The 26,724-nt window shown below is 39.0% G+C and carries 26 protein-coding genes; 7 read left to right on the forward strand and 19 right to left on the reverse strand.

The features are described 5' to 3' along the window. Nucleotides 1-144 precede the first annotated feature (144 nt). The 4 genes from JFV29_RS19210 to JFV29_RS19225 form a co-directional block, all read right to left on the reverse strand. Nucleotides 145-2,313, reverse strand: coding sequence for a peptidoglycan D,D-transpeptidase FtsI family protein (locus tag JFV29_RS19210; protein ID WP_201185825.1), 2,169 nt, complete (start codon nt 2,311-2,313; stop codon nt 145-147). A gap of 198 nt (nt 2,314-2,511) precedes the next feature. Then, the gene (locus tag JFV29_RS19215) at nt 2,512-3,726 is read right to left on the reverse strand and encodes an MFS transporter (RefSeq protein ID WP_201185826.1); all 1,215 of its coding nucleotides are present in this window, start codon (nt 3,724-3,726) and stop codon (nt 2,512-2,514) included. Nucleotides 3,727-4,633: 907 nt separating this feature from the next. Then, nucleotides 4,634-5,242, reverse strand: a complete 609-nt coding sequence (sodA, locus tag JFV29_RS19220; protein WP_053346971.1) for a superoxide dismutase SodA — start codon at nt 5,240-5,242, stop codon at nt 4,634-4,636. Between the two features lie 141 nt (nt 5,243-5,383). Further along, on the reverse strand, nt 5,384-5,869 hold the full coding sequence (locus tag JFV29_RS19225; RefSeq protein WP_056528682.1) for a DUF456 domain-containing protein: 486 nt from the start codon (nt 5,867-5,869) through the stop codon (nt 5,384-5,386). Nucleotides 5,870-6,032: 163 nt separating this feature from the next. Between JFV29_RS19225 and JFV29_RS19230 the strand changes: the two genes are divergently transcribed. The 3 genes from JFV29_RS19230 to ispG all read left to right on the forward strand — a co-directional run bounded on the left by JFV29_RS19230 (nt 6,033) and on the right by ispG (nt 8,782). Further along, a complete protein-coding gene (locus JFV29_RS19230) occupies nt 6,033-6,794 on the forward strand; it encodes a DUF1189 domain-containing protein (protein ID WP_201185827.1) in 762 nt (253 codons plus the stop codon). Nucleotides 6,795-7,128: 334 nt separating this feature from the next. Continuing rightward, a complete protein-coding gene (locus JFV29_RS19235) occupies nt 7,129-7,461 on the forward strand; it encodes a LysM peptidoglycan-binding domain-containing protein (protein WP_201185828.1) in 333 nt (110 codons plus the stop codon). Between the two features lie 208 nt (nt 7,462-7,669). After that, complete coding sequence (gene ispG, locus JFV29_RS19240; RefSeq protein WP_180319946.1) at nt 7,670-8,782, forward strand: flavodoxin-dependent (E)-4-hydroxy-3-methylbut-2-enyl-diphosphate synthase; 1,113 nt, start codon at nt 7,670-7,672, stop codon at nt 8,780-8,782. A gap of 193 nt (nt 8,783-8,975) precedes the next feature. Here ispG and JFV29_RS19245 read toward each other — a convergent pair whose 3' ends face one another. Next, nucleotides 8,976-9,431, reverse strand: coding sequence for a DUF308 domain-containing protein (locus JFV29_RS19245; RefSeq protein WP_201185829.1), 456 nt, complete (start codon nt 9,429-9,431; stop codon nt 8,976-8,978). 168 nt (nt 9,432-9,599) lie between these two features. On the opposite strand from JFV29_RS19245, the gene JFV29_RS19250 reads away from it, so the two are divergent. Further along, nucleotides 9,600-10,184 carry a 5' nucleotidase, NT5C type gene (locus JFV29_RS19250; RefSeq protein WP_056528677.1) on the forward strand — a complete coding sequence of 195 codons (585 nt, stop codon included), beginning with the start codon at nt 9,600-9,602 and terminating at the stop codon, nt 10,182-10,184. A gap of 33 nt (nt 10,185-10,217) precedes the next feature. Here the strand turns inward: JFV29_RS19250 and JFV29_RS19255 are convergent, their stop codons facing one another. The 3 genes from JFV29_RS19255 to JFV29_RS19265 are packed head-to-tail and all read right to left on the reverse strand — an operon-like array spanning nt 10,218 to nt 12,276. Then, entirely contained in the window at nt 10,218-10,643 is a 426-nt protein-coding gene (locus tag JFV29_RS19255) for a Fur family transcriptional regulator (protein WP_056528676.1), read from the reverse strand. Between the two features lie 13 nt (nt 10,644-10,656). Then, nucleotides 10,657-11,490, reverse strand: a complete 834-nt coding sequence (locus JFV29_RS19260; RefSeq protein WP_053346978.1) for a metal ABC transporter permease — start codon at nt 11,488-11,490, stop codon at nt 10,657-10,659. A 21-nt stretch (nt 11,491-11,511) separates the two neighbouring features. Beyond that, complete coding sequence (locus tag JFV29_RS19265) at nt 11,512-12,276, reverse strand: metal ABC transporter ATP-binding protein (protein ID WP_116820721.1); 765 nt, start codon at nt 12,274-12,276, stop codon at nt 11,512-11,514. A 214-nt stretch (nt 12,277-12,490) separates the two neighbouring features. Between JFV29_RS19265 and JFV29_RS19270 the strand changes: the two genes are divergently transcribed. Then, nucleotides 12,491-12,751 carry a DUF2624 family protein gene (locus tag JFV29_RS19270; RefSeq protein WP_053346980.1) on the forward strand — a complete coding sequence of 87 codons (261 nt, stop codon included), beginning with the start codon at nt 12,491-12,493 and terminating at the stop codon, nt 12,749-12,751. A 107-nt stretch (nt 12,752-12,858) separates the two neighbouring features. On the opposite strand, the gene JFV29_RS19275 is transcribed toward JFV29_RS19270, so the two are convergent. Both JFV29_RS19275 and JFV29_RS19280 read right to left on the reverse strand, forming a co-directional pair. Further along, a complete protein-coding gene (locus JFV29_RS19275; protein WP_098176713.1) occupies nt 12,859-13,755 on the reverse strand; it encodes a deoxyribonuclease IV in 897 nt (298 codons plus the stop codon). 15 nt (nt 13,756-13,770) lie between these two features. After that, nucleotides 13,771-15,084, reverse strand: a complete 1,314-nt coding sequence (locus tag JFV29_RS19280) for a DEAD/DEAH box helicase (protein WP_201185830.1) — start codon at nt 15,082-15,084, stop codon at nt 13,771-13,773. A gap of 790 nt (nt 15,085-15,874) precedes the next feature. Here JFV29_RS19280 and vrrA point away from each other — a divergent pair. Both vrrA and JFV29_RS19290 read left to right on the forward strand, forming a co-directional pair. After that, a complete protein-coding gene (vrrA, locus tag JFV29_RS19285; RefSeq protein WP_201185832.1) occupies nt 15,875-16,567 on the forward strand; it encodes a VrrA/YqfQ family protein in 693 nt (230 codons plus the stop codon). A gap of 116 nt (nt 16,568-16,683) precedes the next feature. After that, nucleotides 16,684-17,628 carry a 4-hydroxy-3-methylbut-2-enyl diphosphate reductase gene (locus tag JFV29_RS19290; RefSeq protein ID WP_201185834.1) on the forward strand — a complete coding sequence of 315 codons (945 nt, stop codon included), beginning with the start codon at nt 16,684-16,686 and terminating at the stop codon, nt 17,626-17,628. A 45-nt stretch (nt 17,629-17,673) separates the two neighbouring features. Here JFV29_RS19290 and JFV29_RS19295 read toward each other — a convergent pair whose 3' ends face one another. The 9 genes from JFV29_RS19295 to JFV29_RS19335 all read right to left on the reverse strand — a co-directional run bounded on the left by JFV29_RS19295 (nt 17,674) and on the right by JFV29_RS19335 (nt 26,633). Beyond that, nucleotides 17,674-18,792, reverse strand: coding sequence for a Nif3-like dinuclear metal center hexameric protein (locus tag JFV29_RS19295; RefSeq protein ID WP_201185842.1), 1,119 nt, complete (start codon nt 18,790-18,792; stop codon nt 17,674-17,676). Then, nucleotides 18,789-19,496, reverse strand: a complete 708-nt coding sequence (locus JFV29_RS19300; protein ID WP_201185846.1) for a tRNA (adenine(22)-N(1))-methyltransferase — start codon at nt 19,494-19,496, stop codon at nt 18,789-18,791. Before JFV29_RS19300 ends, JFV29_RS19295 begins: the two co-directional genes overlap by 4 nt. Before the next feature lie 222 nt (nt 19,497-19,718). Next, nucleotides 19,719-20,084, reverse strand: coding sequence for a cytochrome c550 (cccA, locus tag JFV29_RS19305; RefSeq protein ID WP_098177900.1), 366 nt, complete (start codon nt 20,082-20,084; stop codon nt 19,719-19,721). 234 nt (nt 20,085-20,318) lie between these two features. Beyond that, nucleotides 20,319-20,849 carry a hypothetical protein gene (locus JFV29_RS19310; protein WP_201185847.1) on the reverse strand — a complete coding sequence of 177 codons (531 nt, stop codon included), beginning with the start codon at nt 20,847-20,849 and terminating at the stop codon, nt 20,319-20,321. Nucleotides 20,850-21,138: 289 nt separating this feature from the next. Next, on the reverse strand, nt 21,139-22,272 hold the full coding sequence (rpoD, locus tag JFV29_RS19315) for an RNA polymerase sigma factor RpoD (RefSeq protein ID WP_053346989.1): 1,134 nt from the start codon (nt 22,270-22,272) through the stop codon (nt 21,139-21,141). Between the two features lie 39 nt (nt 22,273-22,311). Then, a complete protein-coding gene (gene dnaG / locus JFV29_RS19320) occupies nt 22,312-24,120 on the reverse strand; it encodes a DNA primase (protein ID WP_053346990.1) in 1,809 nt (602 codons plus the stop codon). A 48-nt stretch (nt 24,121-24,168) separates the two neighbouring features. Continuing rightward, complete coding sequence (locus JFV29_RS19325) at nt 24,169-24,624, reverse strand: YaiI/YqxD family protein (protein ID WP_056528775.1); 456 nt, start codon at nt 24,622-24,624, stop codon at nt 24,169-24,171. 532 nt (nt 24,625-25,156) lie between these two features. Beyond that, nucleotides 25,157-25,966 (reverse strand): pyruvate, water dikinase regulatory protein, encoded by an 810-nt coding sequence (locus tag JFV29_RS19330; protein ID WP_056528772.1) that lies wholly within the window; start codon nt 25,964-25,966, stop codon nt 25,157-25,159. A gap of 28 nt (nt 25,967-25,994) precedes the next feature. Then, nucleotides 25,995-26,633 carry a helix-turn-helix transcriptional regulator gene (locus tag JFV29_RS19335; protein ID WP_056528664.1) on the reverse strand — a complete coding sequence of 213 codons (639 nt, stop codon included), beginning with the start codon at nt 26,631-26,633 and terminating at the stop codon, nt 25,995-25,997. Nucleotides 26,634-26,724 lie beyond the last annotated feature (91 nt).

The following is a 26,724-nucleotide window of genomic DNA, read 5'->3' on the forward strand; positions in this document are numbered from 1 at the left end:
TGAGGGGAAATTACTCCAACTCCAACTGAAGTGATTATAATTCTTTTTCATAAGGGGAAAGTGCAAAGGTCGAGGCAGAGCAATTTTACTTTATGACAAAAAAACACGCTTTCGGTTTTACCCAAAAACGTGTTTTATGACTTTTTATTCATTTTCCTGACTATTTCTTATTTCAGCCTGCTCTTTTTGAACGTCTTTACCATTCTCTACCTTCAACTCAGTCGTTTCTTCAGTCTTCCCTTTCTTAGCACGCTCTTTTTTCAGTTTGAAATAAGTATCCATAATCTCTTCGCCAATTTCTTTACTCATATTATGTCCCGAATGGCCCTGGTACGCCCACGGGACAACAACAGCAAAAGCAACTTCAGGGTTTTCAGCAGGTGCATAGCCGACCAACGTGATATTCATCGTATCTTGAGGTTCGCTATAATCCGCTCGGTTCGGACCATCATAGAACGCTTGCGCCGTCCCAGTTTTAGCCGCTACCGTATATGATTTATTCCCAAAGTAAGTATATGCTGTTCCGCCTTGTTCCATCGAAACTTTCTCGAAACCGCTCTGCACACGTTCTATCCATTCTTCCTTCATTTCAAGACGATTAAGGACAGTTGGTGAAACGTCTTCCGCAACAGGACCCAATTCCTCATTATTATCAACAGGATCACGGATTTCCTTAACCATATGCGGCTTCATACGATTTCCACCATTCGCAATGGCTGAAACATACTGCACAAGCTGCATCGGTGTGTACGTATCATACTGTCCGATTGCGAGGTCAAGCAGCTTACCTGGTGACGTTTCCGAACCTTTGAATCCACTCATTTCATTCGGTAGGTCAATCCCCGTACGGACACCCAAGCCAAACTGGGCAAATGAATTACGCATGGTTGAAAAGGCGCTTGAACTTATATTTAATGGTTCGTTCGGAACATAATTTGCACCTGCAATATTAATCGCTGTCCTAAACATATAAACGTTCGAGGATACTTTTAAGGCGGTTAAATCATTAATATTCCCGAAGTTACTGTAAGAACCTTTAGGCTTGGTACCTTTGATTTTCAACTTCGTATCATAAAAGTATGTACCCGGTTGGATAGCTCCTTGCTGATAACCTGTTAAAACGGTAGCACCTTTTACTGAGGAGCCCATCGTATAGGAAGTCGTAATATTCCCTAATGCAAAGTCCTCTATGGAAGATTTCCCTGTTTTTGAATCCTTCTCATATTTCTTACCAGCCATCGTTAAAATTTCCCCTGTATTAGGATCCATCATAACGACAAAAGCTCTATCCAAGAACTTAGTGTTGCCCATTCTTTTCTTAGCAATCAATTGCTTTTCAATGATTTCCTCTGTTGCAAGTTGTAAATCCATATCAACTGTCAATATAAGATCTTTTCCTCGCGAACCTTCTGTAATCACTTCGGAATCCACAATGTTCCCTGATTTATCGGTCACATTCCTTACCTTAGCTTTCTGTCCTTGAAGAATATCCTCATATTGCGCCTCAATATAACTCTTACCAACTCGGTCATTCCGACTATAATCACGTGCTAGATAATAGTTCAAACTCTCACTAGGCAATCCTTCTTCAGAGGAAGAGACCTTCCCTAACACAGACTTGAGTGTTTTATTATACGTATAGAAACGATCCCAATCCGTTGATACATCAACCCCAGGAAGCGAATCAAGGTGTTCACTCACCTTTGCAAATTCTTCCTTCGTTACTTTCTTGTTTTTCACAATTTGCGGAGTCAGAGCATATCCGCTTGCGAATTCTCTATAGATAGCAAGGACTTCCATTTCTTCTTTAGGAATCTCCATTTCTTTCTCAGTAATTCGATCAAGCTGAAGCTTATACAAATCACCTTCTTCAAGCTCGCCCTCTTCTACTTGTTTTCTCTCTTTATCCGTAATCTTTTTCTCGGCAAGCTCTGGATTATTTAAAATCCAAAAATCCTTTTTATCACGATCCGTCACTTTATCCGTTTCTTTATCAATCAACTTCGCAAGTTTCTCAGCCGTTTCGACCATTTCTTTTTGTTTCGTACCTTGCTTTCTTGTATATGTAATTGCATCCAGTGGTTGGTTGTCGACCATCAGTTTTAAATTACGGTCATACATTTTCCCACGGGGCACCGAATTATTCACGGTCACTTCCTCTGTTCTTTCAATCTCGCGCCGGTAATCATCACCATACACAATCTGTACAACACCCAAACGCAAAATTAAAGCAGAAAACAAAACAAATACTAAAAAGAAAAGAATATTCAATCTGAAAGGCACATGCGTCTTTTTCTTTTTCTTTTTATTCACACTAAGCCACACATCCTTTTTACATAGTCATAATAGTCCTATACCATTCTATAGAACATTTATATTTTTTTCTACCTTAGTGTTCTAGAAATATTAAACATCTAACGAACTTTACATAAAAAGTGACTTACGGCTCATAATTTCAAAAATCGTAAGTCTTAGATATTGAAAAGAGGCCTCAAAGGCCTCTTTTCAATTTTAGTCATTGATGTCGATTTTCCGCACAAACCAATAAATCATAGTATGCCCCGCCCCGACGATTAGCAGATATATTGGCAGGATCTGTTTTAAATCGAAAAACTTGACTGACAAAATAAATCCTAATATAGAAACGATTCTTCCAAAATGAACGAACAGCTCACGAACTACGATATATTCAATTCTCATTTCTGCGGCATTCCAAGCACGGCCTATAATATCATAAGTCAATGATATATACGGTACGAGTAGAATTGGGTAGGCGATTGCAACGATTGCCCCATAAATGAGAATCTTTCCAAATGTGATATCAAAAGCAATTAGCAAGATTCCTGCATACAACAGGATTCCCCCAACAAGAATTGCTTTTTTTCGCATCGGCTGTTTTATATATCGAGAAGCAACAAAATAAGCAATAAAAGATATAGCTGAATTTAAGAGCCCATAACTGCCCAAAGCAAGTTCACTATCCGTCTGAATAAAAACAATAATCGAAATGATAAACATGAATGTTCCTTCTCGTATCCCCTGAAAAAAGTGAGCACGAGTTATTAAAAGCCAATTGCGATTATTTTTTCGTTCCTTCATTATCCGTATGAAAAAGTATTTCCCATGAGCCGGACGCCTTTTTAATGAAAAGCTGAGAAACACTGCTATGGAAAACAAAAGTAACGATAATCCAAAAACAATAGAATAACCTGTGAATTTCTCGAGCCTCGAAATAATAAACCCTGAAAGAATGGGACCAATCATCCCTCCAAATGAAGATAAAATCCCTAAAAATCCATTGAAGAAGTCTCTTGTTTCCGGTTCCGTAATCTCAAAAGTCAACACATTATAAGCAAGCCAATAGAACCCATACCCAATCCCTAACAGTGCACCAAGTAGCCAAATGAAATCCGTGGCCCGTGTGCCGACCAAAAGAACTGATAAATAAAATAGGGCCAAAAAGATAACACCCAAACGCAGGACAATGATCCGGTCTACTTTTTTCGCTAATCTGCCAGCGAATACAAAGGTTAGCGGTTGAAAAAGCACCACGGTTAGATTATATACGGCAATATCAACAATTTGACCGGATTGTTTCCACAGATACACATTAACGAATGTATTGGATAAAGCGATACTGAGGCTGTACAGGCCGCCAATCAGCAAGAGGAGATGCAAATCCTTCTTCGCTCCCGCTTCACCCATCCATCTCTCTAAAATACCCATTGTTTTAACTCTCCTTTAAATTCCACTCTAGTGTTTGAAAAAACAAGGGTATTTATGTGGAAAAAAGTAAAGAAAACTCTTCGATTGGCTAGCCTGTAAGGCGTAGACAGAGATGTAGTTGAACTTACACTTGTTACCTTAACCCGTTACTTCCTCGAATTTCCTTCCCCACTACGGGTTATAAGAAGTGTAAAGAAAACTCTTCGATTGGCTAGCCTGTAAGGCATAGACAGAGATGTAGTTGCCCTTACACTTGTTACCTTAACCCGTTACTACCTCGAATTTTTTCCCCACAACGGGTTATAAGAAGTGTAAAGAAAACTCTTCGATTGGCTTGCCTGTAAGGCGTAGACAGAGATGTAGTTGAACTTACACTTGTTACCTTAACCCGTTACTTCCTCGAATTTCCTTCCCCACAACGGGTTATAAGAAGTGTAAAGAAAACTCTTCGATTGGCTTGCCTGTAAGGCGTAGACAGAGATGTAGTTGAACTTACACTTGTTACCTTAACCCGTTACTACCTCGAATTTTTTTCCCCACAACGGGTTATAAGAAGTGTAAAGAAAACTCTTCGATTGACTAGCCTGTAAGGCGTAGACAGAGATGTAGTTGAACTTACACTTGTTACCTTAACCCGTTACTTCCTCGAATTTCCTTCCCCACAACGGGTTATAAGAAGTGTAAAGAAAACTCTTCGATTGGCTAGCCTGTAAGGCGTAGACAGAGATGTAGTTGAACTTACACTTGTTACCTTAACCCGTTACTACCTCGAATTTTTTTCCCCACAACGGGTTATAAGAAGTGTAAAGAAAACTCTTCGATTGACTAGCCTGTAAGGCGTAGACAGAGATAAACAAAAAACGGGAATCCCCGTAAAAGGGATTCCCGTCTTTTTAATTCCTACTAATTATTTAGCTGCGCTGTAACGTTTTGCAACTTCATCCCAGTTAACAACATTCCAGAAAGAATTGATGTATTCAGGACGACGGTTTTGGTAGTTTAGGTAGTAAGCATGCTCCCAAACATCCAATCCAAGAAGTGGAGTTTTACCTTCTGATAATGGGTTGTCTTGGTTCGGTGTGCTTGTTACTTCTAACTCACCGTTGTTTACAGCAAGCCATGCCCAGCCAGATCCAAAACGAGTAGTAGCCGCTTTAGCGAACTCTTCTTTAAAGCTGTCAAAGCTGCCAAATTTAGAAGTGATAGCATCAGCTAATTCACCAGTTGGTTGTCCGCCACCGTTTGGTGAAAGGATTTCCCAGAATAATGAGTGGTTAGCATGTCCACCACCATTGTTACGTACAGCTGTACGAACAGCTTCAGGTACTGCATCAAGATTAGCAACAATTTCTTCAACGCTTTTGCTTAGAAGTTCTTGGTTGCCTTCTAGAGCATTGTTCAAGTTTGTCACATACGTGTTGTGATGTTTAGTGTGGTGAATGTTCATTGTTTCTTTGTCGATGTGTGGTTCTAATGCGTCATATGCATACGGTAATTGTGGAAGTTCGAAAGCCATAATAAAATTCCTCCCTATGTAAGCTGTTTTTTTGAGGGCTCTAGTTCTCTTAAGATACCTAAAGCTCGCTAGCAATAGAGTATCAAATTTTTGAAACGGTTTCAAACCTTATGCCTCATTTTTTCAATTCAATTCTATTTCCTATGAGAATACCACGAATAAAAAATACGCAATCATCAAAAGTTGGATGATACCTTTTGTAATCACACTGCTTATAAATCCGATAACGGAACCAAGGCCGATTTTAGATGCAGTAATAGGGTCTTTTTTATGGACTATGATTTCTGCCAGGAATGCGCCTATAAAAGGCCCTATTAATATCCCGACAAATGGTATCACAAATGGTCCGACAAGAAGCCCGATTGTACTGCCCCAAACCCCCGCTTTGGTCCCTCCATATTTTTTGACCCCGACCATGTTTGCGATATAATCTGCTGCGAATAAGAGAATGACAAATAAAATTTGGACTGTCCAAAAGAACCATCCAAAAGGTTCAAAGGAATAAAATAGCCCATATAACAAAATCCCCCCAAATATAAATAAAACGCTTGGAATAACTGGAAAAATCAATCCGACAAAGCCCACTATGAACATCAGGACTATAATTATCCAAAATATTGTATCCACAATTAAAACGCCCTTTCACATTTCATTTATAATTTGCCTCTATCTCTTCATAATTACCTGTTTACAGATATGTGAAACCATTGAAGTAGAATACAGGTTGTTTTATTTTTACCATGTAGTTAAAATTGGATAGGTATATTACAATAGATAGGTGCTGAAAACATTGAACATATTCAAACAACTATGGGTAAGCTTGTATTCACCTAAAGATATCGCTTCCTTTCAAAACCAAGGAATTGGAAAAACGATTCTATTTGTATTTTTATTAAGCCTTGTTGCCTTTCTCCCTTCAGCTTTTTACTTCGGTACAATGGTTGCGGATGGGATTGATGCGATGCACGAAACAGTATCTGAAGATTTGCCGGAATTTGAAATTAAAAATGGCACATTAACGTCTGAAAGTAGCGAGCCATTTATCTTGAATAAAAACGGATACCAAATTTTTGTAGACGGTTCAGGGACCTTGACCCCAGAAGATGTGGGCTCTAAAGCTGATGAGGCAATCGCCCTTTTAAAATCTGAGCTGGTTTTCGTTTCTGGTGGTAACGTTCAAACTTCTCCTTATTCCCTTTTAGAAGGAAATAATCAGGACATATCCATTTGGCTTGATTCAGTCGATTCTGTGCTGCCGATTATCCTTTCGCTACTGCTTCTCATATTATACCTGTTTACTGCTTGTGGAACATTCATTAAAGTGACAATTCTAGCCGCTTTTGGTCTTCTTTTCAAAAGCACTCTTGGTCGTTCGCTTGCTTATAGGCATCTATGGAGAATTGGTGCATACAGTATTACACTTTCCACTATTTTCTTTACCATCATGGACATCTTTAAAGCAAATGTTCCATTTGCTTCGCTCCTTAGCTGGTTTGTGACATTAATTATGATGTACTTATCGATTAAAGAAACATCAGCTGTTAAGGAATAATGAATTATATGCTAATGAATTGCAAAAAACCCGCGCCGATAAGGCCCGGGTTTTCACTTTGGAAATATCACTGTTAAACAATCACTCAGTTGTTATTTATTAGGTTTATTAACCTTTAATCGTAATAATAGAGGCAAAAAAAGATTGATCTGACGCCAAAGGAAATCCGCTACTTTCTTAACACCAATTCATATAAAAGGGCTTTTACACTACAAAATAAAAAGTCGTACAAGCAAGTACTAATTTTCATTTGAAAAATCTGCCCAATTTTAGGCATAATCTTTAAACCTTCCAAGTATATATGTATTAAAGACAAGCTTGGGAGGATGGAAAAATGAAACGGCTACTGCTTTTTATCTCATTCTGTTTCATTATATTTATTATTTATTTTGATTTAACAACAGGTACACTGCCGGATTCCCATCCATCAACCACTTCAGTCGAGCCATCTGTTCCGGCAAGTAAGCCTGTATCTGTCCCTTCAGTGGCTTACAATGAAATCACCATCAAACCTGGTGATACATTACTCTCCATCGTTGAAAAGGAAATCGGCGCATCAAACCAGCCGATTGAGACAATTATATCTGACTTTCAAGGACTGAACGAAGGGTTGAAGCCCGAACAAATGCAAATTGGCAAAACATATAAAATTCCTGTTTATAAATAGCTATCAAAGGGTCCACGGTTTCAAAAAGCGCCTTAGACTTGTCGTAAAGCATCCAAATACACCAAAAACGGAATACTTTCTTGATACAAAAAAGATAATACATCCTATTCCTTGTAAAGCGGTATGTACATTGATACAATATTTTAGAGAAATAAATTAAAAATCAAAACTGATTTTTTCCTAAAGGAGAGAATTCCACTTGAGTGAAATCATACATCGCACTAAGACGCGGCCAATTAAAGTCGGAAACTTAACAATTGGCGGCAATAATGAAGTTATTGTACAAAGCATGACTACAACAAAAACACATGATGTTGAAGCAACAGTTGCAGAAATTCTTCGTCTTGAAGAAGCTGGTTGCCAAATCGTACGTGTCGCCTGCCCAGATGAAAGAGCAGCTGATGCCATTCCTGAAATAAAAAAACGGATAAACATCCCACTTGTAGTTGATATTCATTTTGATTATAAGCTGGCTCTTAAAGCAATAGAAGGCGGAGCAGATAAAATCAGGATTAATCCTGGTAACATCGGACGACGTGAAAAAGTTGAAGCAGTTGTTAAAGCGGCGAAAGCAAAAGGAATTCCGATTCGTATTGGAGTCAATGCTGGTTCTCTCGAGAAGAAGATCCTCGATAAATATGGATACCCAACTGCCGATGGCATGGTTGAAAGTGCCTTACACCATATCAAGATCCTGGAAGATCTCGATTTCCATGACATTATCGTTTCCATGAAGGCTTCTGATGTAAATTTAGCCATAGAAGCATATGAAAAAGCTTCAAAAGCATTCGATTATCCTCTACACCTGGGGATTACGGAATCAGGTACACTGTTCTCCGGAACTGTAAAAAGTGCTGCCGGACTAGGTGCCATCCTAAGCCAAGGTATCGGAAGCACGATGCGTGTTTCCTTAAGTGCTGATCCTGTCGAAGAGGTGAAAGTGGCAAGGGAGCTTCTAAAAGTATTTGGACTTGCTTCTAACATGGCTACTTTAATTTCTTGTCCTACATGTGGACGTATCGAAATTGATTTAATCTCAATCGCTAATGAGGTTGAAGAGTACATCCAGACGATTAAAGCACCAATTAAGGTATCTGTTCTAGGTTGTGCGGTAAACGGCCCTGGTGAAGCTCGTGAGGCGGATATCGGCATTGCTGGAGCACGTGGTGAAGGTTTACTGTTTAGAAAAGGACAAATCGTACGTAAAGTGCCTGAAGAAACGATGGTCGAGGAACTGAAAAAGGAAATTGACAAAATCGCTGAAGAGTACTATGAAAAACAAAGAGCAGAAGCTGCTGCTGCTGCAGCCTTAACTAAATAAAAAAAGTCCCGAATTTTATTTTCGGGACTTTTTTCTTTTTAATTCACTAATTGCACTAAATTCAAATAAATATAACTCACCATTAGTCGATAAGCCATTAGAAAAGTGTTAAGCATAAAATTTGTACTGATTACAAACAAAAAAAGCGCCTTCAATGTCATGAAAACGACATCGAAGGCAAGCATATGCTCCTTTAAAAGAACGGCAGAATAAATATGCCGACAATGATGGAGACTGCACCAATAACTATGGCCCATGTACCCATTTTCGATCCTCGAACGCGAGCAAAAATACCAACAATTATCCCTAAAGCCCCTAAGATGAAGGGCATCATAAATAACGATATTATGGAGATGATTAAGGATATAACTCCAACAACGTTTCCTCTTGAAGTTATCCCTTCAGAATCAACCGACTCGTCATTATATCCTCTGCTTCGCTGAGGCGGTGTTGATATTTCGGCAGAAGTTTCTTCACGATAGCGGTTATCCGTCTTTACATTAGACTCCCGATTTTCATATCGCCTGTCATCTGCAGCTGTATCTTCATTATAATAACGCTCATGATGCTGATCATCTACAACTGCTGGTACACTTTCCTCTTTAGATCGCATCTCATCGTCAATACTGGAGTATTCATCTTTTTCCATTCGTGCATCCCTCACTTTCATTTGTAGGAGCATTTATAGTGTATGTACAATCTAAAGAAACTACCGTGAAAAAGGTTTCATGTCTTGGAAATAAATATGGTTTTTTTCCATTGCTAAGTTGGTATATGGTACACTATTACAAGTATTGAAAATGAGGAGAGATTCATCATGAAAAAACGTTTTGGCATTGATATAGATGGGACTGTTACAAGACCTGATACCATGGTCCCCTATTTAAATAAAGCTTTTCAACTGAATTTAGCTTATGAAGATATTACTGAGTATGACTTATTCCCTTTTGTAAATGTACCAAAAGAAGACTTCACCAAATGGTTCATAGAAACCGAGCCACTCATTTATTCCGAGTCTATATTGGCTGAGGGAGCAAAAGATATATTGGAAAAGTGGACAGACCAAGCTGACTTATATTTTATCAGTGCCAGAAGCAACCGCCTGCTAGATGTAACAAAGAATTGGTTTTCAACGAATAAGGTCATTTATAACCACCTAGAGTTGGTTGGTTCACACGATAAAGTTGCTACAGCCAAAAAATTTGCCGTCGATCTCTTTTTGGAAGACAAGCATGATAATGCGGTGGCCATTTCTGAAGAGTGCAAAATACCCGTAATTTTATTTAATACCCCTTATAACCAAGATCCTGTGCCCGATAGAGTGATACGAGTCAACAATTGGCAAGAAGCCTCTCACTGGGTGAATAATTGGATGGCAGAAAAGCCCCTTACTATAAAATAAAAAGAAAAACCATTGACTGAAGTCAATGGTTTTTTACGCTTCTACAGAAACACTACATGCAGGACAGCGTCCGTAAATTTCAAATTTATGTCCCGAAACATCATAGTCCTTCAAACTTTCCTGAAGTTCCTGCATCGGGCATAATTCGATTTCCTTCGTTTTACCGCAATTCAAACAGATGAAGTGGTGATGGTGTGAAGAATGTCCGCATGTAAAGCGAAAATGCTTTTCTCCTTCCAACTCGGTCGTCTCAAAGATTCCGAGTTCGACAAACAAGGAAAGATTACGGTAAATCGTATCGAAGCTTAAGCCTGGATATTCCTGTTTCATATTCTCCAACACATCTTTAGCGGTTAAATATTTATCGCTGGAAGAAAAAAGCTGAAGCATTTCTTCTCTCTTTCCTGTATGTTTAAAGCCTTTATCTTTTAGTAATTGCATGGCAGTTGTTACGTTCAAAACATCACCCCATCTATCGATTTTTCCACTTATCAAACAAAATTGACAAGATGAGAATTAGCACTGCGATAATAACAATTGTCCCACCTGGAGCGAGATTAAGGTTGTATGATAAAAATAATCCGCCGACAACGGAAATTTCACCGAATAATACGGAATAAACAATCATCTGCTTAAAACCCTTCGCAAAGCGGAGGCTAGCTGCAACTGGTAGCGTCATGAGCGATGAGACTAGCAATATTCCAATAATTTTCATCGAAGCAGCAATGACCAATGCTACCATGACAATAAATATAAAGTGAATCGCTTTATAAGGTATTCCAGAAGCTTTAGCATGCTCTTCATCAAATGATAACAGAAATAGTTCTTTATACAATAGGGTAAGCATCAAGGAAACTACTATTCCCACTGCCAAAATGACATACAAATCTGAACGGCTGACTGCACTGACACTTCCGAATAAATAACCATATAAATCCGTATTGAAACCATCCGCAATTGAAATAAAAATTACACTCAGACCCATGCCACCGGACATAATGATTGGGATTGCAAGTTCTTGGTAATGCTTGTACACCCCTCTTAATTTTTCAATAAATAAAGAACCCCCTACCGAAAAAGCCATCCCTATATATAGCGGATTCAATCCAGCAAGTGATAGAAAGCTCTTTTGAAGCAATAAACTAAATGCTATTCCAGCAAGCGCTACATGACTAAGTGCATCGGAAATCATCGACATCCTTCTTACCACGACAAAAACGCCTACTAATGGCGCAAGCGCTCCGATGATGATTCCAGTCAAAAAAGCGTTCTGCAAAAATTCAAATTGCAATATCCCCGATATCATTGGGCTATCCTCCAAAACATTTTAATGATTATGATTTAACAGTTGGACGCCGTGCCCATAAATTGATGACAGTTCTCCCTCATCCAAATCATTATATTCACAGGCATCCCCATGAAAATGAAGCTTTTTATTCAAGCAGGCGACATGTGTGACTTTATCGGTCACCGTACCAACATCATGAGTGACTAAAATTAGGGTAATTCCTAATTTTTCATTTAACATTTCCAGCATTTCATAAAATTGGTGGACGTTCTTTGAATCCACTCCGACCGTAGGTTCATCCAGGATCATCAATTCCGGCTCACTGACAAGTGATCGGGCAATGAATACCCTCTGCTGCTGGCCCCCGGATAATTCACCGATATTGCGGCTCTGATAATCGAGCATGTCCACAGATTCCAAAGCTTTCTTTACCTTTTGCTTATCCTCTTTACTTGCAAATTTAAATAAACCGATTTTTTTGGTCAAACCGCTTTGAACCACTTCAAATACAGTTGCAGGGAATCCTGAGTTAAAGGAGTTCGCCTTTTGTGACACAAACCCGACCTTTTGCCAATCTTTAAAGCGTCGTATATCTTCCCCAAATATTTCAATTTTTCCTTTTTGGAGCTTAAATAAACCAAGTAGCAACTTCAAAAGCGTGGACTTACCGGATCCATTTGGTCCGACAATTGCTAAAAAAGCCCCTTTAGGGATTTCAAGCGAAACATGTTCCAACACTAGATCTTTTGTATATTTGTAAGATATATCTTCTAATTTAACAATGGGGTTTACTACATTATCCAAAGAAATCACCTTTTTTTTAAGAATCATTACGATTAACAATGGTTAGTATAAATCAAAGAAGTTCAGATGTAAAGAATCCGGCTCTCTAATCAAGAGCTTTTTCGCCCTGAAATACTAAAATTCATTATTTAAATCAATTTCTCGAGAATCAAACAAAGTTTCATGTTCACATACGTCTACCTTCTTCATATGTTTTAAAAAAGGAGGAGATCGTATGAAATTATTTGAAATGATGGTTAATCATAAAATTAACAATATACGACCCGATGAACTACTTTCCCTTGCGAGGCAGCACCAGGTTTCACTAACTCAAAAACAAGCACAAGATATCAGCGCACTTCTAAAAGGTAAAAACATTAACATTTTTGATATACGTCAAAGACAGAACGTTCTTGGTCAAATTACTAATGTTGCCGGAGCCAGCACAGCTAGGGAAATTGAAACCCTCTTCAACAATCTTACTTCCAATTTTTAAATAACTCTGCCGGCTGTCTGACTTAGTTACCTAGGCATTCGTCCACATTGTAAGTAAAATGAAAGGACGATTCATCGTTATTTCGATGAATCGCCCTTTCAACATTATTATTTTTGTAACATGATCTTTTCCAATAAATCTTCTTCGAATTGATTGTTCTTAAACATATCAATTTCAAATTTATAAGGTGCCTTTTTGTCTTTCTTGTCTTCTCCTACATAAGGTGTTTCCAGTATTTTCGGAACATCGCTTAATTGCGGATGATGGACAATATAATTCAACGCATTAAAACCAATATGGCCAAAACCAATATTTTCATGGCGGTCTTTACGCATACCGCGTTCGTTTTTGCTGTCGTTGATATGAAGGACCTTGATGCGGTCAATACCGACTAGTTTATCAAATTCATTTAGAACACCATCGAAATCCTCGATGATATTATATCCAGCATCATGAGTATGGCATGTATCGAAGCATACCGATAACTTATCATTATGGGTTACACCGTCGATGATCATCGCTAACTCCTCGAAAGAACGGCCACATTCAGTTCCTTTACCAGCCATCGTTTCAAGGGCAATTTGAACTTTATCATCGGCAGTGAGCACTTCGTTTAAGCCTTCGATGATTCTCTTGATTCCGAGTTCACTGCCTGCACCAACATGTGCACCTGGATGAAGAACAATCTGTCTTGCACCTAACGCTTCTGTCCGGTCGATTTCACTACGTAAAAAGTTGACTCCCAGCTCATATGTGGCTGGATTCGTCGTATTTCCGATGTTGATGATATAGGGGGCATGGACCACAATATCACTAATTCCATTTTCTTCCATATGCAATCTACCGGCTTCGATATTTAAATCCTCGATTTTTTTACGTCTTGTATTTTGAGGGGCTCCCGTATAGATCATGAATGTGTTGGAGCCATATAAAACCGCTTCTTGACTCGCAGCAAGAAGCATATTTTTCCCGCTCATTGAAACATGCGATCCAATCTTCAGCATCTAATTACTCCCTTATTATTTCTTTCTCTGTATACGACGTTCACGTTTTTTAAAGTTTTCCACATCACGTTGAATTTTCTTCTTGTAACCAGGCTTAACTTTAGTTGGCTTCTTAACATGCCTACTTGCTTTGACATCAATATCAGATTTTTGTTTCTTACGGTTTTTCCGTTTATTACGCTCGTCTATATTAATCCAATCGCCGTTTTGGATATCGGCATCATGAAATTCGATTCCCATTTTTTCAAGACGGTTCAATGAATCTTCATCAGATGTATCATAGATCGTTGCGGCGATACCTGAATATCCTGCACGAGCTGTTCTTCCTGTTCTATGGATATAAAAGTCCAAATCTGATGGCAATTCATAGTTAATGATATGGCTGACACCTTCAATATCGATTCCACGCGAAGCCAAATCTGTCGCAACAATAAATTGATATTCCAAATCTTTAATTTGCTTCATCATTTTTTTACGCTCACGCGGTGTTAAATCTCCGTGAATACGACCGACATTCAACCCTTTTTCAATCAAAGAATTAGCCACATGATCTGCCATTTTTTTGGTGTTTGTGAAAACAATCGCCAAATACGGATTATAACGAACAATGATATCATGCAGTAACTGCTCTCTGTTACGATGGCGGAGCGGAATTAAGACATGTTCAATTTTTGCAGCAGTCGCCTGTTTAGGGTTCACTTGAACATATTTCGGATTCTCCATATATTTATTCAAAAATGGCTTTAATTTTTCTGGTATAGTTGCCGAGAAAACAAGCATTTGAATTTTTTCAGCCATACGTGAAGCAAATAAATCGACATCTTCAAGGAATCCCATGTCAAGCATTAGGTCCGCTTCATCGACTACAAGCATTTTTGCTGTATACACTTGTAAGGCCTGAGCTTCAACCAAATCCTTAATCCTACCAGGAGTCCCAATAACCAGTTGTGGCTGTATCTTCAATTTATCAATCATTCGCTGTTTATCAGTACCACCGATAAAGCAACGGACTTGAATCTGCTCATCCTCTGGGAAATGGTCTGCAATTTTCAAAGCTTCTTTGTAGATTTGGTTCGCTAACTCACGGGTTGGTGCGGAAATAATCGCTTGAACTTCATTTTTACCAGCATCAAGCTTGTTCATAATTGGCAGCAAATAGGAATGTGTCTTACCCGTACCTGTCTGCGACTGTCCTATTAAGCTACTTCCCTTTAAAAGCGACGGAAGCACACGTTCTTGAATTTCCGTCGGCTTATCGAACCCTAAAGTACGAACCGCATCTAGAATGTAGCTTTTCAAATTAAATCGTTCAAATTGGTTTTGTTTCATCAAAAAACTCCTTTATCCTTGTCAGTCAATAGACATGTCCTATTATTATAATAAATTTTATACAAAAAGCGCAAGCGCCTTGGGTAGCTCGTGAAGAAAATAGGGATTGACCCATAAGGCGATTTTTGCCTTTTGAGGTCCATCATCTTTTTCACAACGAGCTAGGCGCTGAAGCTAGATTATACAAAAAGCGCAAGCGCCTTGGGTAGCTCGTGAAGAAAATAGGGATTGACCCATAAGGCGATTTTTGCCTTTTGAGGTCCATCATCTTTTTCACAACGAGCTAGGCGCTGAAGCTAGATTATACAAAAAGCGCAAGCGCCTTGGGTAGCTCGTGAAGAAAATAGGGATTGACCCATAAGGCGATTTTTGCCTTTTGAGGTCCATCATCTTTTTCACAACGAGCTAGGCGCTGAAGCTAGATTATACAAAAAGCGCAAGCGCCTTGGGTAGCTCGTGAAGAAAATAGGGATTGACCCATAAGGCGATTTTTGCCTTTTGAGGTCCATCATCTTTTTCACAACGAGCTAGGCGCTGAAGCTAAAAAAATATAAAAAGCGCAAGCGCTTTGGTTAGTTCTCTTAAATGGACTCTTGCAAACGAAAAGCCCCTGTCCTGGCCATAGCGTATCCCCCGCAGACATGGAGCTAAAAGACTACCGTTACCATCTTACCTTCTTTCCGGTTACTTCACAACAGCCCAGTCATTCTTTCCTCAAACCTTTTTTGTTGAACTGCATAATTTATATAGAAGAAAACACCAGCATATAAACTTAGAGGAGGTGAAACCTATGTTCCCAGGTAGAAATCGGCCACCCGGACCCGGTTTTCAACCACCTAATGGAAGGCGAATGCCGCAGCCACCAGGCCCATTTAGAGGACCCCAGCAGCAAAATCCAAACGCTTTTCAACAGATGCGTCGACCTGTTGCACCAAATAGACCTCAACAAATACCTCAAGGTTTCCGTGGCCCATTCAATCAGCCACAGAGGCCGGAACAGCCACCTGCGAAGAAAGAAGGATTGTTATCAAGAATTCTGGGTAAGTCCAAACAGAATGCAGCTTCCCCAAACTTATTTGCGCCAGCTGCTTCTTCTACCAACCAAAATTCTTCAAGAAGTAGTGGAGGTGGGATTTTAGAGACATTAAAAAACCCTGATTCCCTGAACAATATGCTCAACAACACGCAAAAAGTGCTGCAGGCAGCCGAACAATTCACTCCAATGGTAGAGCAATATGGCCCAGTTATTAAAAACTTGCCGTCCATGTGGAAGGTTTTCCGAAGCATATCATCCAGTGATGATACAGTGAAATCAGAAGGTGAAAGTGAAGTTGAAACAAAAGCAAAAGATGTGTCACCAAATACCAATGAGATAAAGGAGGATACAACTAAACAAGAAACCGTTACCCCTGAAAAACCAATCTCTAAAGTTCGTCCTGAAACCACAAGGGTAAGGTCTTCTGGCCCTAAGCTTTATATTTAAAATTCTAAAAAAGCTAATTTTAGGCAAATAGGATGTTTTGTAATATCATCTATGGTCTTATATAATAGAAAGGTATAAATAGTGAGAGTTTCTTGCCTTTGAAGGAGGACACATAGATGAAAGTGATTAAAATTTCCCCGCGCGGCTATTGTTATGGCGTTGTCGATGCCATGGTCATCGCCCGAAATGCGGCTTTAGATAAAACCTTGCCACGTCCTATATACATTTTAGGTATGATTGTTCATAACAAACATGTAACTGATGCTTTTGAAGAAGAAGGAATCATCACGTTAGATGGCAGTAACCGTAACGAGATCATCGAACAAGTGGACAGCGGAACCGTTATCTTTACTGCTCACGGTGTTTCCCCTGAAATTCGGAAGATTGCTGAGAAAAAAGGGCTTGTTACACTCGATGCTACTTGCCCTGATGTTACCGCAACACATGACTTAATACGGGAAAAAGAAGCTGAAGGGTATCAAATTATCTATATCGGCAAAAAAGGCCACCCTGAACCAGAGGGCGCAGTTGGAGTTGCCCCCGATGTCGTTCACCTGGTTCAAAAGGATGAAGATGTTGAAGCCTTAACTTTGAACAGTGAAAAGATTATTGTGACCAATCAAACCACCATGAGCCAATGGGACGTATTGGATATCATGGATAAGGTTAAAGAAAAGTTTCCACACGCTGAAGTCCATAAGGAAATCTGTTTAGCCACACAGGTACGTCAAGAAGCAGTTGCCCAGCAAGCTGGAGAAGCCGATGTTTTAATCGTTGTTGGTGATCCGAAAAGTAACAATTCTAATCGTCTTGCACAAGTATCCCAAGAAATTTCCAGCACAACCGCTTATCGCATTGCTGACATTTCCGAGCTGAACCTCGAGTGGCTAAAAGGTGCAGAAACCGTTGCTGTTACTTCTGGTGCTTCTACACCAACACCGATTACAAAAGAAGTTATTGCATTCATAGAGCAATATGACCCAAATAATGAAGAGACCTGGAATACGGAAAAGAAAACACCATTGCATAAAATTTTACCTAAAATTAAAGTAAAGAAATAAATTCTCAAAAAAAGGCAGCCATAGTGGTTGCCTTTTTTCGTATGTTTAAATAAATCGAAAAGGGTCGGTATTTATCTCAGATGGAATGAACTCTACATCGAAGTTTCTTTCGTGACACATTTCTTTTAGGATTCGCGCAACGCCTTTTTTCATCACTTTTTCAACATTGTGGCCAGGGTCCACAATATTCAAACCAATCATCATCGCGTCATGGGCCGTATGATAATACATATCACCTGTAACATACACATCAGCACCCTTAAATTTCGCGGTGGTAAAGTATTTATTACCGTCTCCTCCAAGAACTGCTACTTTTTTTATCGGACTATGCAAATCTCCGACGACACGTACCTTATCAACATCTAGTGTTTGTTTCACATGTTGTGAAAATTGCTCAAGTGACATTTCTTCTGCAAGCACACCAATTTTACCTAATCCAAGTGATTCTCCTTTGTTCTCCAGCTTATAAATATCGTAAGCGACTTCTTCATACGGATGGGCTTTAATCATCGCAGAAAGCACTTTCTTCTCGATATTTTCCGGGAATATCGTTTCAACCCGAACTTCAGCAACCGCTTCAAGCTTCCCTAGTGAGCCAATTGCCGGTTCACTGCCTTCACCTGGTAAAAATCGTCCAGTACCTTCACCTGAAAACGAACAATAGCTGTAATTTCCGACTGCTCCTGCTCCAGCCTTACCTAAGGCTTCTCTTATCTTTTGTTCATCAGCCTTAGGCACATACACGACCAATTTCTTTAGAGCTGTTTCATGAGTAGGAATAAGTACCTCTGTATCCTGTAATTGAAGAGCATCTGCAAGTAAATCATTTACCCCGCCCTTAGCAACATCCAAATTAGTATGTGCAGCATAAACAGCAATATCATGCTTGATCAGCTTTTCTATGATACGTCCGCCAGCAACGGTTGTATCTATTTTCTTTAATGGACGGTAAATAAGGGGATGATGGGCAATGATTAGTTCCACACCACATTCAATTGCTTCGTCCACAACCTCTTCTAGCACATCAAGGGCAATCATCACTTTTGTAACCGGCTTATTCAATTGTCCGACATGTAATCCGATTGGATCTCCATCCATCGCATATTGCTTTGGAGAGAACTGTTCAAACATCTCAATGATTTGAAAACCATTTGCTGTCTTCACCCTTTAAGCACCTCCTCAATTACAGAAATTTGAGCTTCTAATTCATTACGCTTCGATTCTAAGCCGCTTCGGCCGCTTTCATCCAATTGTTCGATGATTCTTTCCAAATGTCTTTTCTCAAGCTGCCATTTTTTTATGAAAGTGTCACTGAATTGCTTTGTCAAGAACGGCCCAAACATGAGGCCAATTTGCTTATTTACACGATAAGGTTGAAGCGGGTCCCCCTTTTCAGCAATTAAGATTTCGTAGATTTTTCCATCTTCCTCGAGGATTTCTTCTCCAGTTAATTCCCAGCCGTTATCGATTAGCCAGCTACGAACATTTGCTGCACCAACATTCGGCTGAAGGATAAGCCTCTCGGCCTTGCCCAGTTTTTCTTTTCCACTTTCCAATATACTTGAGATTAATGTCCCGCCCATGCCTGCAATCGTAATGCATGTAGCTTCATCAGGATTCAACACCTCAAGTCCATTTCCTTTACGGACCTCAATCTTGTCCTGAAGCCCTGTTATAGCCACTTGCTTGCGAGCTGACTGATATGGTCCTTCTACAACCTCCCCGGCTATAGCCTGGTCACACAGTCCATTACTCACTGCATAGCAAGGCAAGTACGCATGGTCTGAACCAATATCTGCAAGGATGCTTCCTTTTGGTATATGTATAGCAACACGTTCTAATCTCATCGATAGTTTTTCATGATTCATATTATCAACTCTCTTAACTCAAATAATGTCTTACATAGTTTAGTTTCCCATTCGATTATAACAAGTTCTATGGAAAAATTACAGAACGAGAGAAATATGGCTCTCTCTCAATCACTAGACAAAGGACAACTTCCATCATTGGAATCTTTGTTTTGCGGAAGAAAAGAAAAACTGACTCAAAAAGCTCGCCTTCCAACGATTTTTTGAGTCAGTTTTCATAAATTATTTCAGTCCGTGAATATACTCGGCCATGGCATCAATGTTTTGCTCTTCGACTAAACCTGGTGGCATGGCACCTCGTCCATTAGTAATTACATTTTTAACTTCGTCTACTGATAGACGATCGCCAACTCCTTTTAGAGCTGGACCGACACCACCCTGATAGGCATCACCATGACAAGAGATACAGGTCTGCTTATAGATGTCTTCAGGTGATGCTGAGGCACTTTCTGTTTCTTCTGTCTTTGCGCCGCCTTCTTTTTCCTTAGCAAGATCTTTGGCATCACCCAAACCTTTAAACGAAAGTAAAAACATAAGTCCAATACCAAAAACCATGATAATAATAAAAGGCATTACTGGATTTTTCATAGTATTTCCTCCCCTATGTAGAACCTAAACCTACCATATTTAATATTATATACAAACAGCTATATATTATTTTACTTGAAAAGAGTTTCAAGTAAAAGCCCAAAAATAGAAGATATTATATAATTTCTTAAAATTGTCAAAAACTTATGTATATTTCCAAACAGTTTTTTCTTTTATATATATATTCCATAATACCCTAAAATTTCTATTAAAACACTTTATTGTCCATTTTAATTATATTAATAAAAAGTAAATAGTGATAATAACCCCTAGACACCCCGATATGGAGAAATAGATCAGCTTTAGCTTTTTCCCTATTAAAATCCAGAGCCCGCAATGGATAAACAAACAAGTATTAAGAATACTTTCCTTGCCAGGGGCAATTAATTCAGTCAATTTAACTGTAAATAAAAGCATTAATAATGCCATTCCTATTAACGTCAATTGAAAAACAATCTTTTTGTTAATAAAGCGGCGAACTAAAAACCCAAAGATGATGATAGAAATTGTTGTCACAACAATTTGCATTCTTATGGGTATTTCAGTAAAATAATTCAAAAATACAATAAATACAAAAAAGGCTCCTATTATCAGCCCTGAAAGAATGTCTTTTTTATCGCTTCCTGTTTTATTCGAATAAGCAGGTGGTAATTCTCCTTGACAGTATAATGCAAGTAAGTAATTACAATATTGCTCCGGAATCATATGACTTTCCTTCCAGGAGTTAATTTCTTGAATGATAATTTTCTTTCTCGTCTCATCCATGAATACACATCCTCATGCCCGTTTGTTCTTTATATCGGCTAATAAAGCGATTCATTTAAGATTGATTTTAACATTTTGCTCGGCACTAAGGGGAACGTTCGTACGATACCAGTGGATACCTATGTTCCGATTATTAGATATTTAATGTACTGAATCTCGTCTCCATTATATAGATAAGTACATAAATATTGTCCTTATATGTATATTTTTACATTTAATCACGTGAAAAAAAGCCACTCCCGAACGCTTGGCATTCAAAGAGTGGCTCTTGTGAAAGGCATATTTATTTCTATTCTAAGAAGTCTTTCAAGCGTTTGCTGCGACTTGGGTGTCTCAGCTTACGTAATGCTTTCGCTTCAATTTGACGGATACGCTCGCGGGTAACTCCAAACACTTTACCTACCTCTTCAAGCGTCCGTGTACGGCCGTCATCAAGTCCAAAGCGAAGTCTCAAGACATTTTCTTCACGATCTGTCAGTGTGTCTAATACGTCTTCAAGCTGTTCTTTCAATAGTTCATATGCTGCATGTTCAGATGGAGAAGTCGCGTCCTGATCTTCAATGAAGTCACCTAAGTGGGAATCATCTTCTTCACCGATTGGCGTTTCCAAGGAAACAGGCTCCTGAGCTATTTTCAAGATTTCACGAACTTTTTCCGGAGTTAAATCCATATCCTCTGCAATTTCTTCTGGAGATGGTTCACGTCCAAGATCCTGAAGAAGCTGCCTTTGAACACGAATTAATTTATTGATGGTTTCAACCATATGCACCGGGATTCGAATCGTTCTTGCTTGGTCAGCAATGGCACGAGTAATGGCCTGGCGAATCCACCATGTTGCATACGTACTAAATTTGTATCCCTTGCGATAATCAAATTTTTCTACCGCTTTGATAAGTCCCATATTACCTTCTTGAATAAGGTCAAGGAAGAGCATACCGCGTCCAACATAACGCTTAGCAATACTGACAACTAGACGCAGGTTGGCTTCAGCTAAACGGCGTTTTGCTTCTTCATCTCCTTCTTCAATTCGCATCGCTAAAGAGATTTCCTCTTCGGCTGATAAAAGGTCAACGCGACCAATTTCCTTTAAATACATACGGACAGGGTCGTTAATCTTTACGCCAGGAGGAACACTTAAATCATTTAAGTCAAACTCTTCTTCTTTTGCAAGTTTCTTCTCATCGGGATCATCTTCATCTTCGTCTTCCTCACCATCAGTGAGTATTTCGACTCCGTTTTCAGTTAACACCTCATAGAACTCATCCATTTGATCGGAATCTAACTCAAAACCGCCAATTTTTTCTGCGATTTTTTCTAAAGTTAAAGAGCCCCGTTTTTTACCTAGCTCTATTAATTTTTCTTTCACCTGCTCAAGGCTAAATTCATTATCAACTTGTTTGGAACGTGCTGGTTTTTCAGCCATTAGTTCCCCTCCTTCCAGGACTTACACCTAAACAACTTACTACAACAATTTACGCAATTTGATGATTTCCATGGCAATTTGTGCAGCAGTTACATAATCACTACGTCTGACTGCATCTTTTTCTTCAACTTGTTTTTCTTTTATCTTTAACAACTTTTCATATTTCAACACTTGATTTATACAATCGGTCAGTTCTTTTTCGGTAACTTCCTCATTCACTGACATCATTTCTATTTCCGAAACGATCCTTCTCAAGTTTGGATCCGGTAAATAAGTAAGGAAAAAGCTTGTATCCGGCTCGTGTCCATCTTCATAGAACGCATATAAATAGGTGATGATTGCCTGATGTTCATCTACATGAAAGACTGTTTGCCCAAGCAACTGCTGAATTTTGAAAGTCATATCCCTGCTTTTCAGCATATGGGCAATTAACTTAGTTTCAGCATTATGGTGAGCTGGCTTTAACTTATGCTCATATTGCAGGGTCATTTTCTTTTGTATTGCAGGCTGCGGCAGTGTCCCCTTCTTGCGTTCTGCAAAAAATACCTGTCGCTGCTGCTGTTCCAACGCATCCAATGATAGAGAAAATTCAGAGGATAACTGCCGGAGATAATGATCCCTCTCCACAGCATTGGGCAATCGCGAAATTTCTCTAAGAACTTCTTCGATATATTGAATTCGATCTCCTTCATTATTTACGTTTTTTCCTCGTCGTAAATAATGCATTTTGAATGCCATGTAGGTTAAACTGGCCCCTATTACTTCAGAAACAAAGCTTTTTTCACCGAATTCCTTTATGTAGTCATCGGGGTCCAAGTTATCAGGCATCAGCGCGACCTTAACTGTAAAATCGTTGTCCTGTAACATATTAACTGCACGGTTTGCCGCATTCAATCCCGCAGAGTCCGAATCGTAGCAGATTAGTATCTGATCAGTATTTCTTTTTAATAGCTGGATATGCTGATCGGTTAGGGCGGTCCCCATCGTAGCGACCGAATTCTCTACACCCGCACGAACAGCTGAAATACAATCGGCAAAGCCTTCAAAAATAACTACTTGTTCTTTCTTTCGTATGTGAGGTCTTGCATGATGAAAATTATATAAAGTTTTACTTTTATTGAAGATTGGCGTTTCGGGACTATTCAAATATTTGGGCTCATCGTCCCCCATTGCTCTTCCCGAAAACGCAATCGTATTCCCTTGGTGATCCATAATTGGAAACATGACTCTATTTCTGAAACGGTCAAAATATGACTCGTCTTTTTCCCTAAAAATAATTAGCCCTGCTTGCTCCATAAATTCCGCTGGAAACCCACGTTTTAAAAGAAACTTGGAGACAAAGTCCCATGAATCCAATGAGTAACCAATTTGGAACTTTTCTATCGTCTCTTCTGTAAATCCGCGTTTAAGAAGATATTCAAGAGCTTCTTGACCCTCCTTCGTATTTACGAGGAGATGGTGGTAAAACTTTCGCAACAAGTCATGTGCTTCAAACATTTGCTGCGAGCCAGCAGGCATATTAGAACGCTGTGAGTCCTTATTTATTTCAACATCTAAAGGAACATTTCCTTTTTCAGCTAAAACTTTCGCAGATTCCACAAAATTGTAGCCTTCTATATCCATTAAGAAAGTGAAAATATTCCCGCCTGCCCCACAACCGAAACAGTGAAAGATTTGCTTTTCAGCTGAAACGGAAAACGACGGCGAGTTTTCACCATGAAAAGGACAAAGGCCAAAGTAATTTCGCCCTTGCTTCTTCAGCTGGACATATTCTCCAATTAAATCAACAATGTCAACAGCTTCACGAATTTGGTTTATTTTCTCATCTTCTATACGGCCATTTGTCATTTTTCCACCTTGCAATTTTGGTGATAGTTTCTAATTCGATACCGACTTCTAATTCCCTGCAAAATTCGACAAAGTTTTCAAAAGTTTATTTGTAAAACATGTTCGATCTTCCTTTGTGAATGCTTTCGGCCCTTTCGTATGTTTACCCTGCCTGCGAAGTTTCGCTGACTGATAACGCATATCTAGGAGCATAAAAATATTCTCGTCTGTGTATTCTTTTCCCCTCGGTGAAAGAACATAAACGCTTTTTGGAAGCAGGGTTCCAGCCAATCCAATATCTGCAGTTACAACGATATCACCCTTTTTTACTGAATTTACTATATAAAGATCGGCCGCTTCTTTGTCCGCATCGACATATACCCATTTACCTTCAGGGTTGTTCATCATATTTTTATATGACGCAACAAAACAGACTTCGACATCGTGCAATCGTGCACAATGAAGGATCTCGTCTTTCACCGGACATGCATCGGCATCGACGTGTATGGTTGGTTTATTATTCATACCTTTTAATTCTACATCTTTCTGCATAATCCTTTTTCTCCCCTAAACTTTATCGAGATATAATGTAACTTTCAGCCATGGGTCAGAGAATATTCTCTAAAAGAGCCAACCTTTTTAATTCAAGGAATCTCTTCTTAGTAAAGTTACAATGCTGCTTTTACCTTGATTCAGAGTCAGCCAATTTAAAATTATACGGAACATGTCGAATTATTTTTATGATAAAAACCTTGACTTCTCATTAACCTTTAGTTTATTCCTTATTAATTAAGTCTAAACCTTAAGATTACTTTTTTCTCACAATTTTTTATTATAGTCTATTTGATTAGAAGATGCCAACATTTAAATTCCGATTCTTATTTTATACAAATCGATGGAATTTCAAATGTAAAAAGAGAAGAAATTTATGTAATTATTTCCTATTTCTGTGCGAAATTCCCTTAAATCCCCTTAGCATTAAAATGTGAGCTGACACTTAAAGTGTCTAGCTCACATTTTGGTTTACCTTAATTTAAGAATTAAATAAATCCACCTATCAACGATCTTTTTTTTGAAGGATATTGATAATCAAATTGGCTGTTTCTTCAACAGCTTTATTCGTAACATCAATGATTGGACAATTCAACCTCGAAATGATTGTATCAAAGTACGTCAGCTCTTCTTTTATCCGTTCCACATTTGCGTATATAGCATGATCATTAAGCCCCAGGGACTTTAATCGCTCTTTACGAATATGGTTCAGCTTTTCCGGACTAATCTTTAAACCAATACATTTTTCAGGTGGGACCAGGAATAATTCTTCTGGTGGTTCCACTTCAGGCACTAAAGGTACATTAGCCACTTTATAACGTTTATGGGCCAAATATTGAGATAGAGGTGTTTTGGAAGTGCGTGATACACCTACAAGGACGATATCTGCTCGTAAAATACCACGGGGATCCCGCCCATCATCATATTTTACCGCAAATTCAATGGCTTCGACTCGCTTGAAATAATCATCATCAAGCTTTCTAACGAGACCAGGTTCATTAAGCGGCCCTTTTGGCGCTCTTTTCTGAAGGATGTCCATGAGCGGCCCTAAAATGTCATAAGCAGACAGATTTTCTTTTTCGACCTGTGCTTTCATGTAAGCTCTAATAGTTGGCTTAACAAGGGTATAGGCAATGATTGCTCCATCTAATTTTGCCAGTGAAATTACTTCATCCACGTTTTGTTCATCTTCAATATACGGAATCCGTTTTATGGAAAAAGCAGATCCCGAGAACTGGCTTGCAGCTGCTTTAGTAACCAATTCCGCTGTTTCCCCCACTGAATCCGATACAACATATATAATAGAACCGTTCATATTCTCCGTCATTCCTTTTGCAAGCCCCCTAATAGCCTTCATCAGCTAAAGCTACGAATGCTTTTGTTATATTGGTTTTTGTAATTCTTCCGATTACTTCATAGCCTTTTTCTGTTTCTTTGACGACCGGTAATGAGTCGATTTGTTTATCAATCAATTTTTTGGCAACATCAATCAATAAGTCTTCTTTTGAACACATCGTAATATTGGGCATCCTAGTCATAATAATATTGACTGGAATGGAGTTAAGTTCTTGCTTACCTATACTTGCACGCAACAAGTCTTTCCTTGATAAGACACCAACTAGCAGAGCATGCTTATCGACAACAAACATGGTACCGACATCTTCTAAAAACATCATGACGATTGCATCATATACGGAAATGCCTTCATCAACAACCACAGGGATCGATTGATAGTCTCGTACATAAAGATGGTTCAAACTATCTGTCAAAAGCTGTGTTCCTGACCTGCCTGTATAAAAATACCCGACACGCGGCCTCGCATCAAGAAAGCCTGCCATCGTTAAGATAGCAAGATCCGGACGAAGTGTCGCTCTTGTAAGGCTCAGTCTATCGGCAATATGTTCACCTGTAATCGGTCCATTCTCTTTAACAATTTGTAAAATATGCTCCTGACGCTTATTCAATTGGATTATAATCACCACCCCACTGCTTTCGCAGAGAAAAGTAACAAAAGTTATTCATCTAACAATTATATACTATATTATTTAATAAAAGCGAGGTTTGTCCTATTTA

This window comes from Peribacillus sp. TH16 (assembly GCF_016651095.1).
Lineage (GTDB): Bacteria > Bacillota > Bacilli > Bacillales > DSM-1321 > Peribacillus > Peribacillus butanolivorans.

What these genes read in the sequence shown, in the direction of transcription:
- JFV29_RS19310 (WP_201185847.1), bottom strand. Translation starts at nt 20,849, where the DNA reads ATGGATGAGACGAGAAAGAAAATTATCATTCAAGAAATTAACTCCTGG.
- JFV29_RS19235 (WP_201185828.1), top strand. Translation starts at nt 7,129, where the DNA reads ATGAAACGGCTACTGCTTTTTATCTCATTCTGTTTCATTATATTTATT.
- JFV29_RS19270 (WP_053346980.1), top strand. Translation starts at nt 12,491, where the DNA reads ATGAAATTATTTGAAATGATGGTTAATCATAAAATTAACAATATACGA.
- JFV29_RS19325 (WP_056528775.1), bottom strand. Translation starts at nt 24,624, where the DNA reads ATGAATAATAAACCAACCATACACGTCGATGCCGATGCATGTCCGGTG.
- JFV29_RS19275 (WP_098176713.1), bottom strand. Translation starts at nt 13,755, where the DNA reads ATGCTGAAGATTGGATCGCATGTTTCAATGAGCGGGAAAAATATGCTT.
- JFV29_RS19260 (WP_053346978.1), bottom strand. Translation starts at nt 11,490, where the DNA reads ATGATATCGGGGATATTGCAATTTGAATTTTTGCAGAACGCTTTTTTG.
- JFV29_RS19245 (WP_201185829.1), bottom strand. Translation starts at nt 9,431, where the DNA reads ATGGAAAAAGATGAATACTCCAGTATTGACGATGAGATGCGATCTAAA.
- JFV29_RS19290 (WP_201185834.1), top strand. Translation starts at nt 16,684, where the DNA reads ATGAAAGTGATTAAAATTTCCCCGCGCGGCTATTGTTATGGCGTTGTC.
- JFV29_RS19300 (WP_201185846.1), bottom strand. Translation starts at nt 19,496, where the DNA reads ATGAATCATGAAAAACTATCGATGAGATTAGAACGTGTTGCTATACAT.
- JFV29_RS19250 (WP_056528677.1), top strand. Translation starts at nt 9,600, where the DNA reads ATGAAAAAACGTTTTGGCATTGATATAGATGGGACTGTTACAAGACCT.
- rpoD (WP_053346989.1), bottom strand. Translation starts at nt 22,272, where the DNA reads ATGGCTGAAAAACCAGCACGTTCCAAACAAGTTGATAATGAATTTAGC.
- JFV29_RS19280 (WP_201185830.1), bottom strand. Translation starts at nt 15,084, where the DNA reads ATGAAACAAAACCAATTTGAACGATTTAATTTGAAAAGCTACATTCTA.
- sodA (WP_053346971.1), bottom strand. Translation starts at nt 5,242, where the DNA reads ATGGCTTTCGAACTTCCACAATTACCGTATGCATATGACGCATTAGAA.
- JFV29_RS19330 (WP_056528772.1), bottom strand. Translation starts at nt 25,966, where the DNA reads ATGAACGGTTCTATTATATATGTTGTATCGGATTCAGTGGGGGAAACA.
- vrrA (WP_201185832.1), top strand. Translation starts at nt 15,875, where the DNA reads ATGTTCCCAGGTAGAAATCGGCCACCCGGACCCGGTTTTCAACCACCT.
- JFV29_RS19215 (WP_201185826.1), bottom strand. Translation starts at nt 3,726, where the DNA reads ATGGGTATTTTAGAGAGATGGATGGGTGAAGCGGGAGCGAAGAAGGAT.
- cccA (WP_098177900.1), bottom strand. Translation starts at nt 20,084, where the DNA reads ATGAAAAATCCAGTAATGCCTTTTATTATTATCATGGTTTTTGGTATT.
- dnaG (WP_053346990.1), bottom strand. Translation starts at nt 24,120, where the DNA reads ATGACAAATGGCCGTATAGAAGATGAGAAAATAAACCAAATTCGTGAA.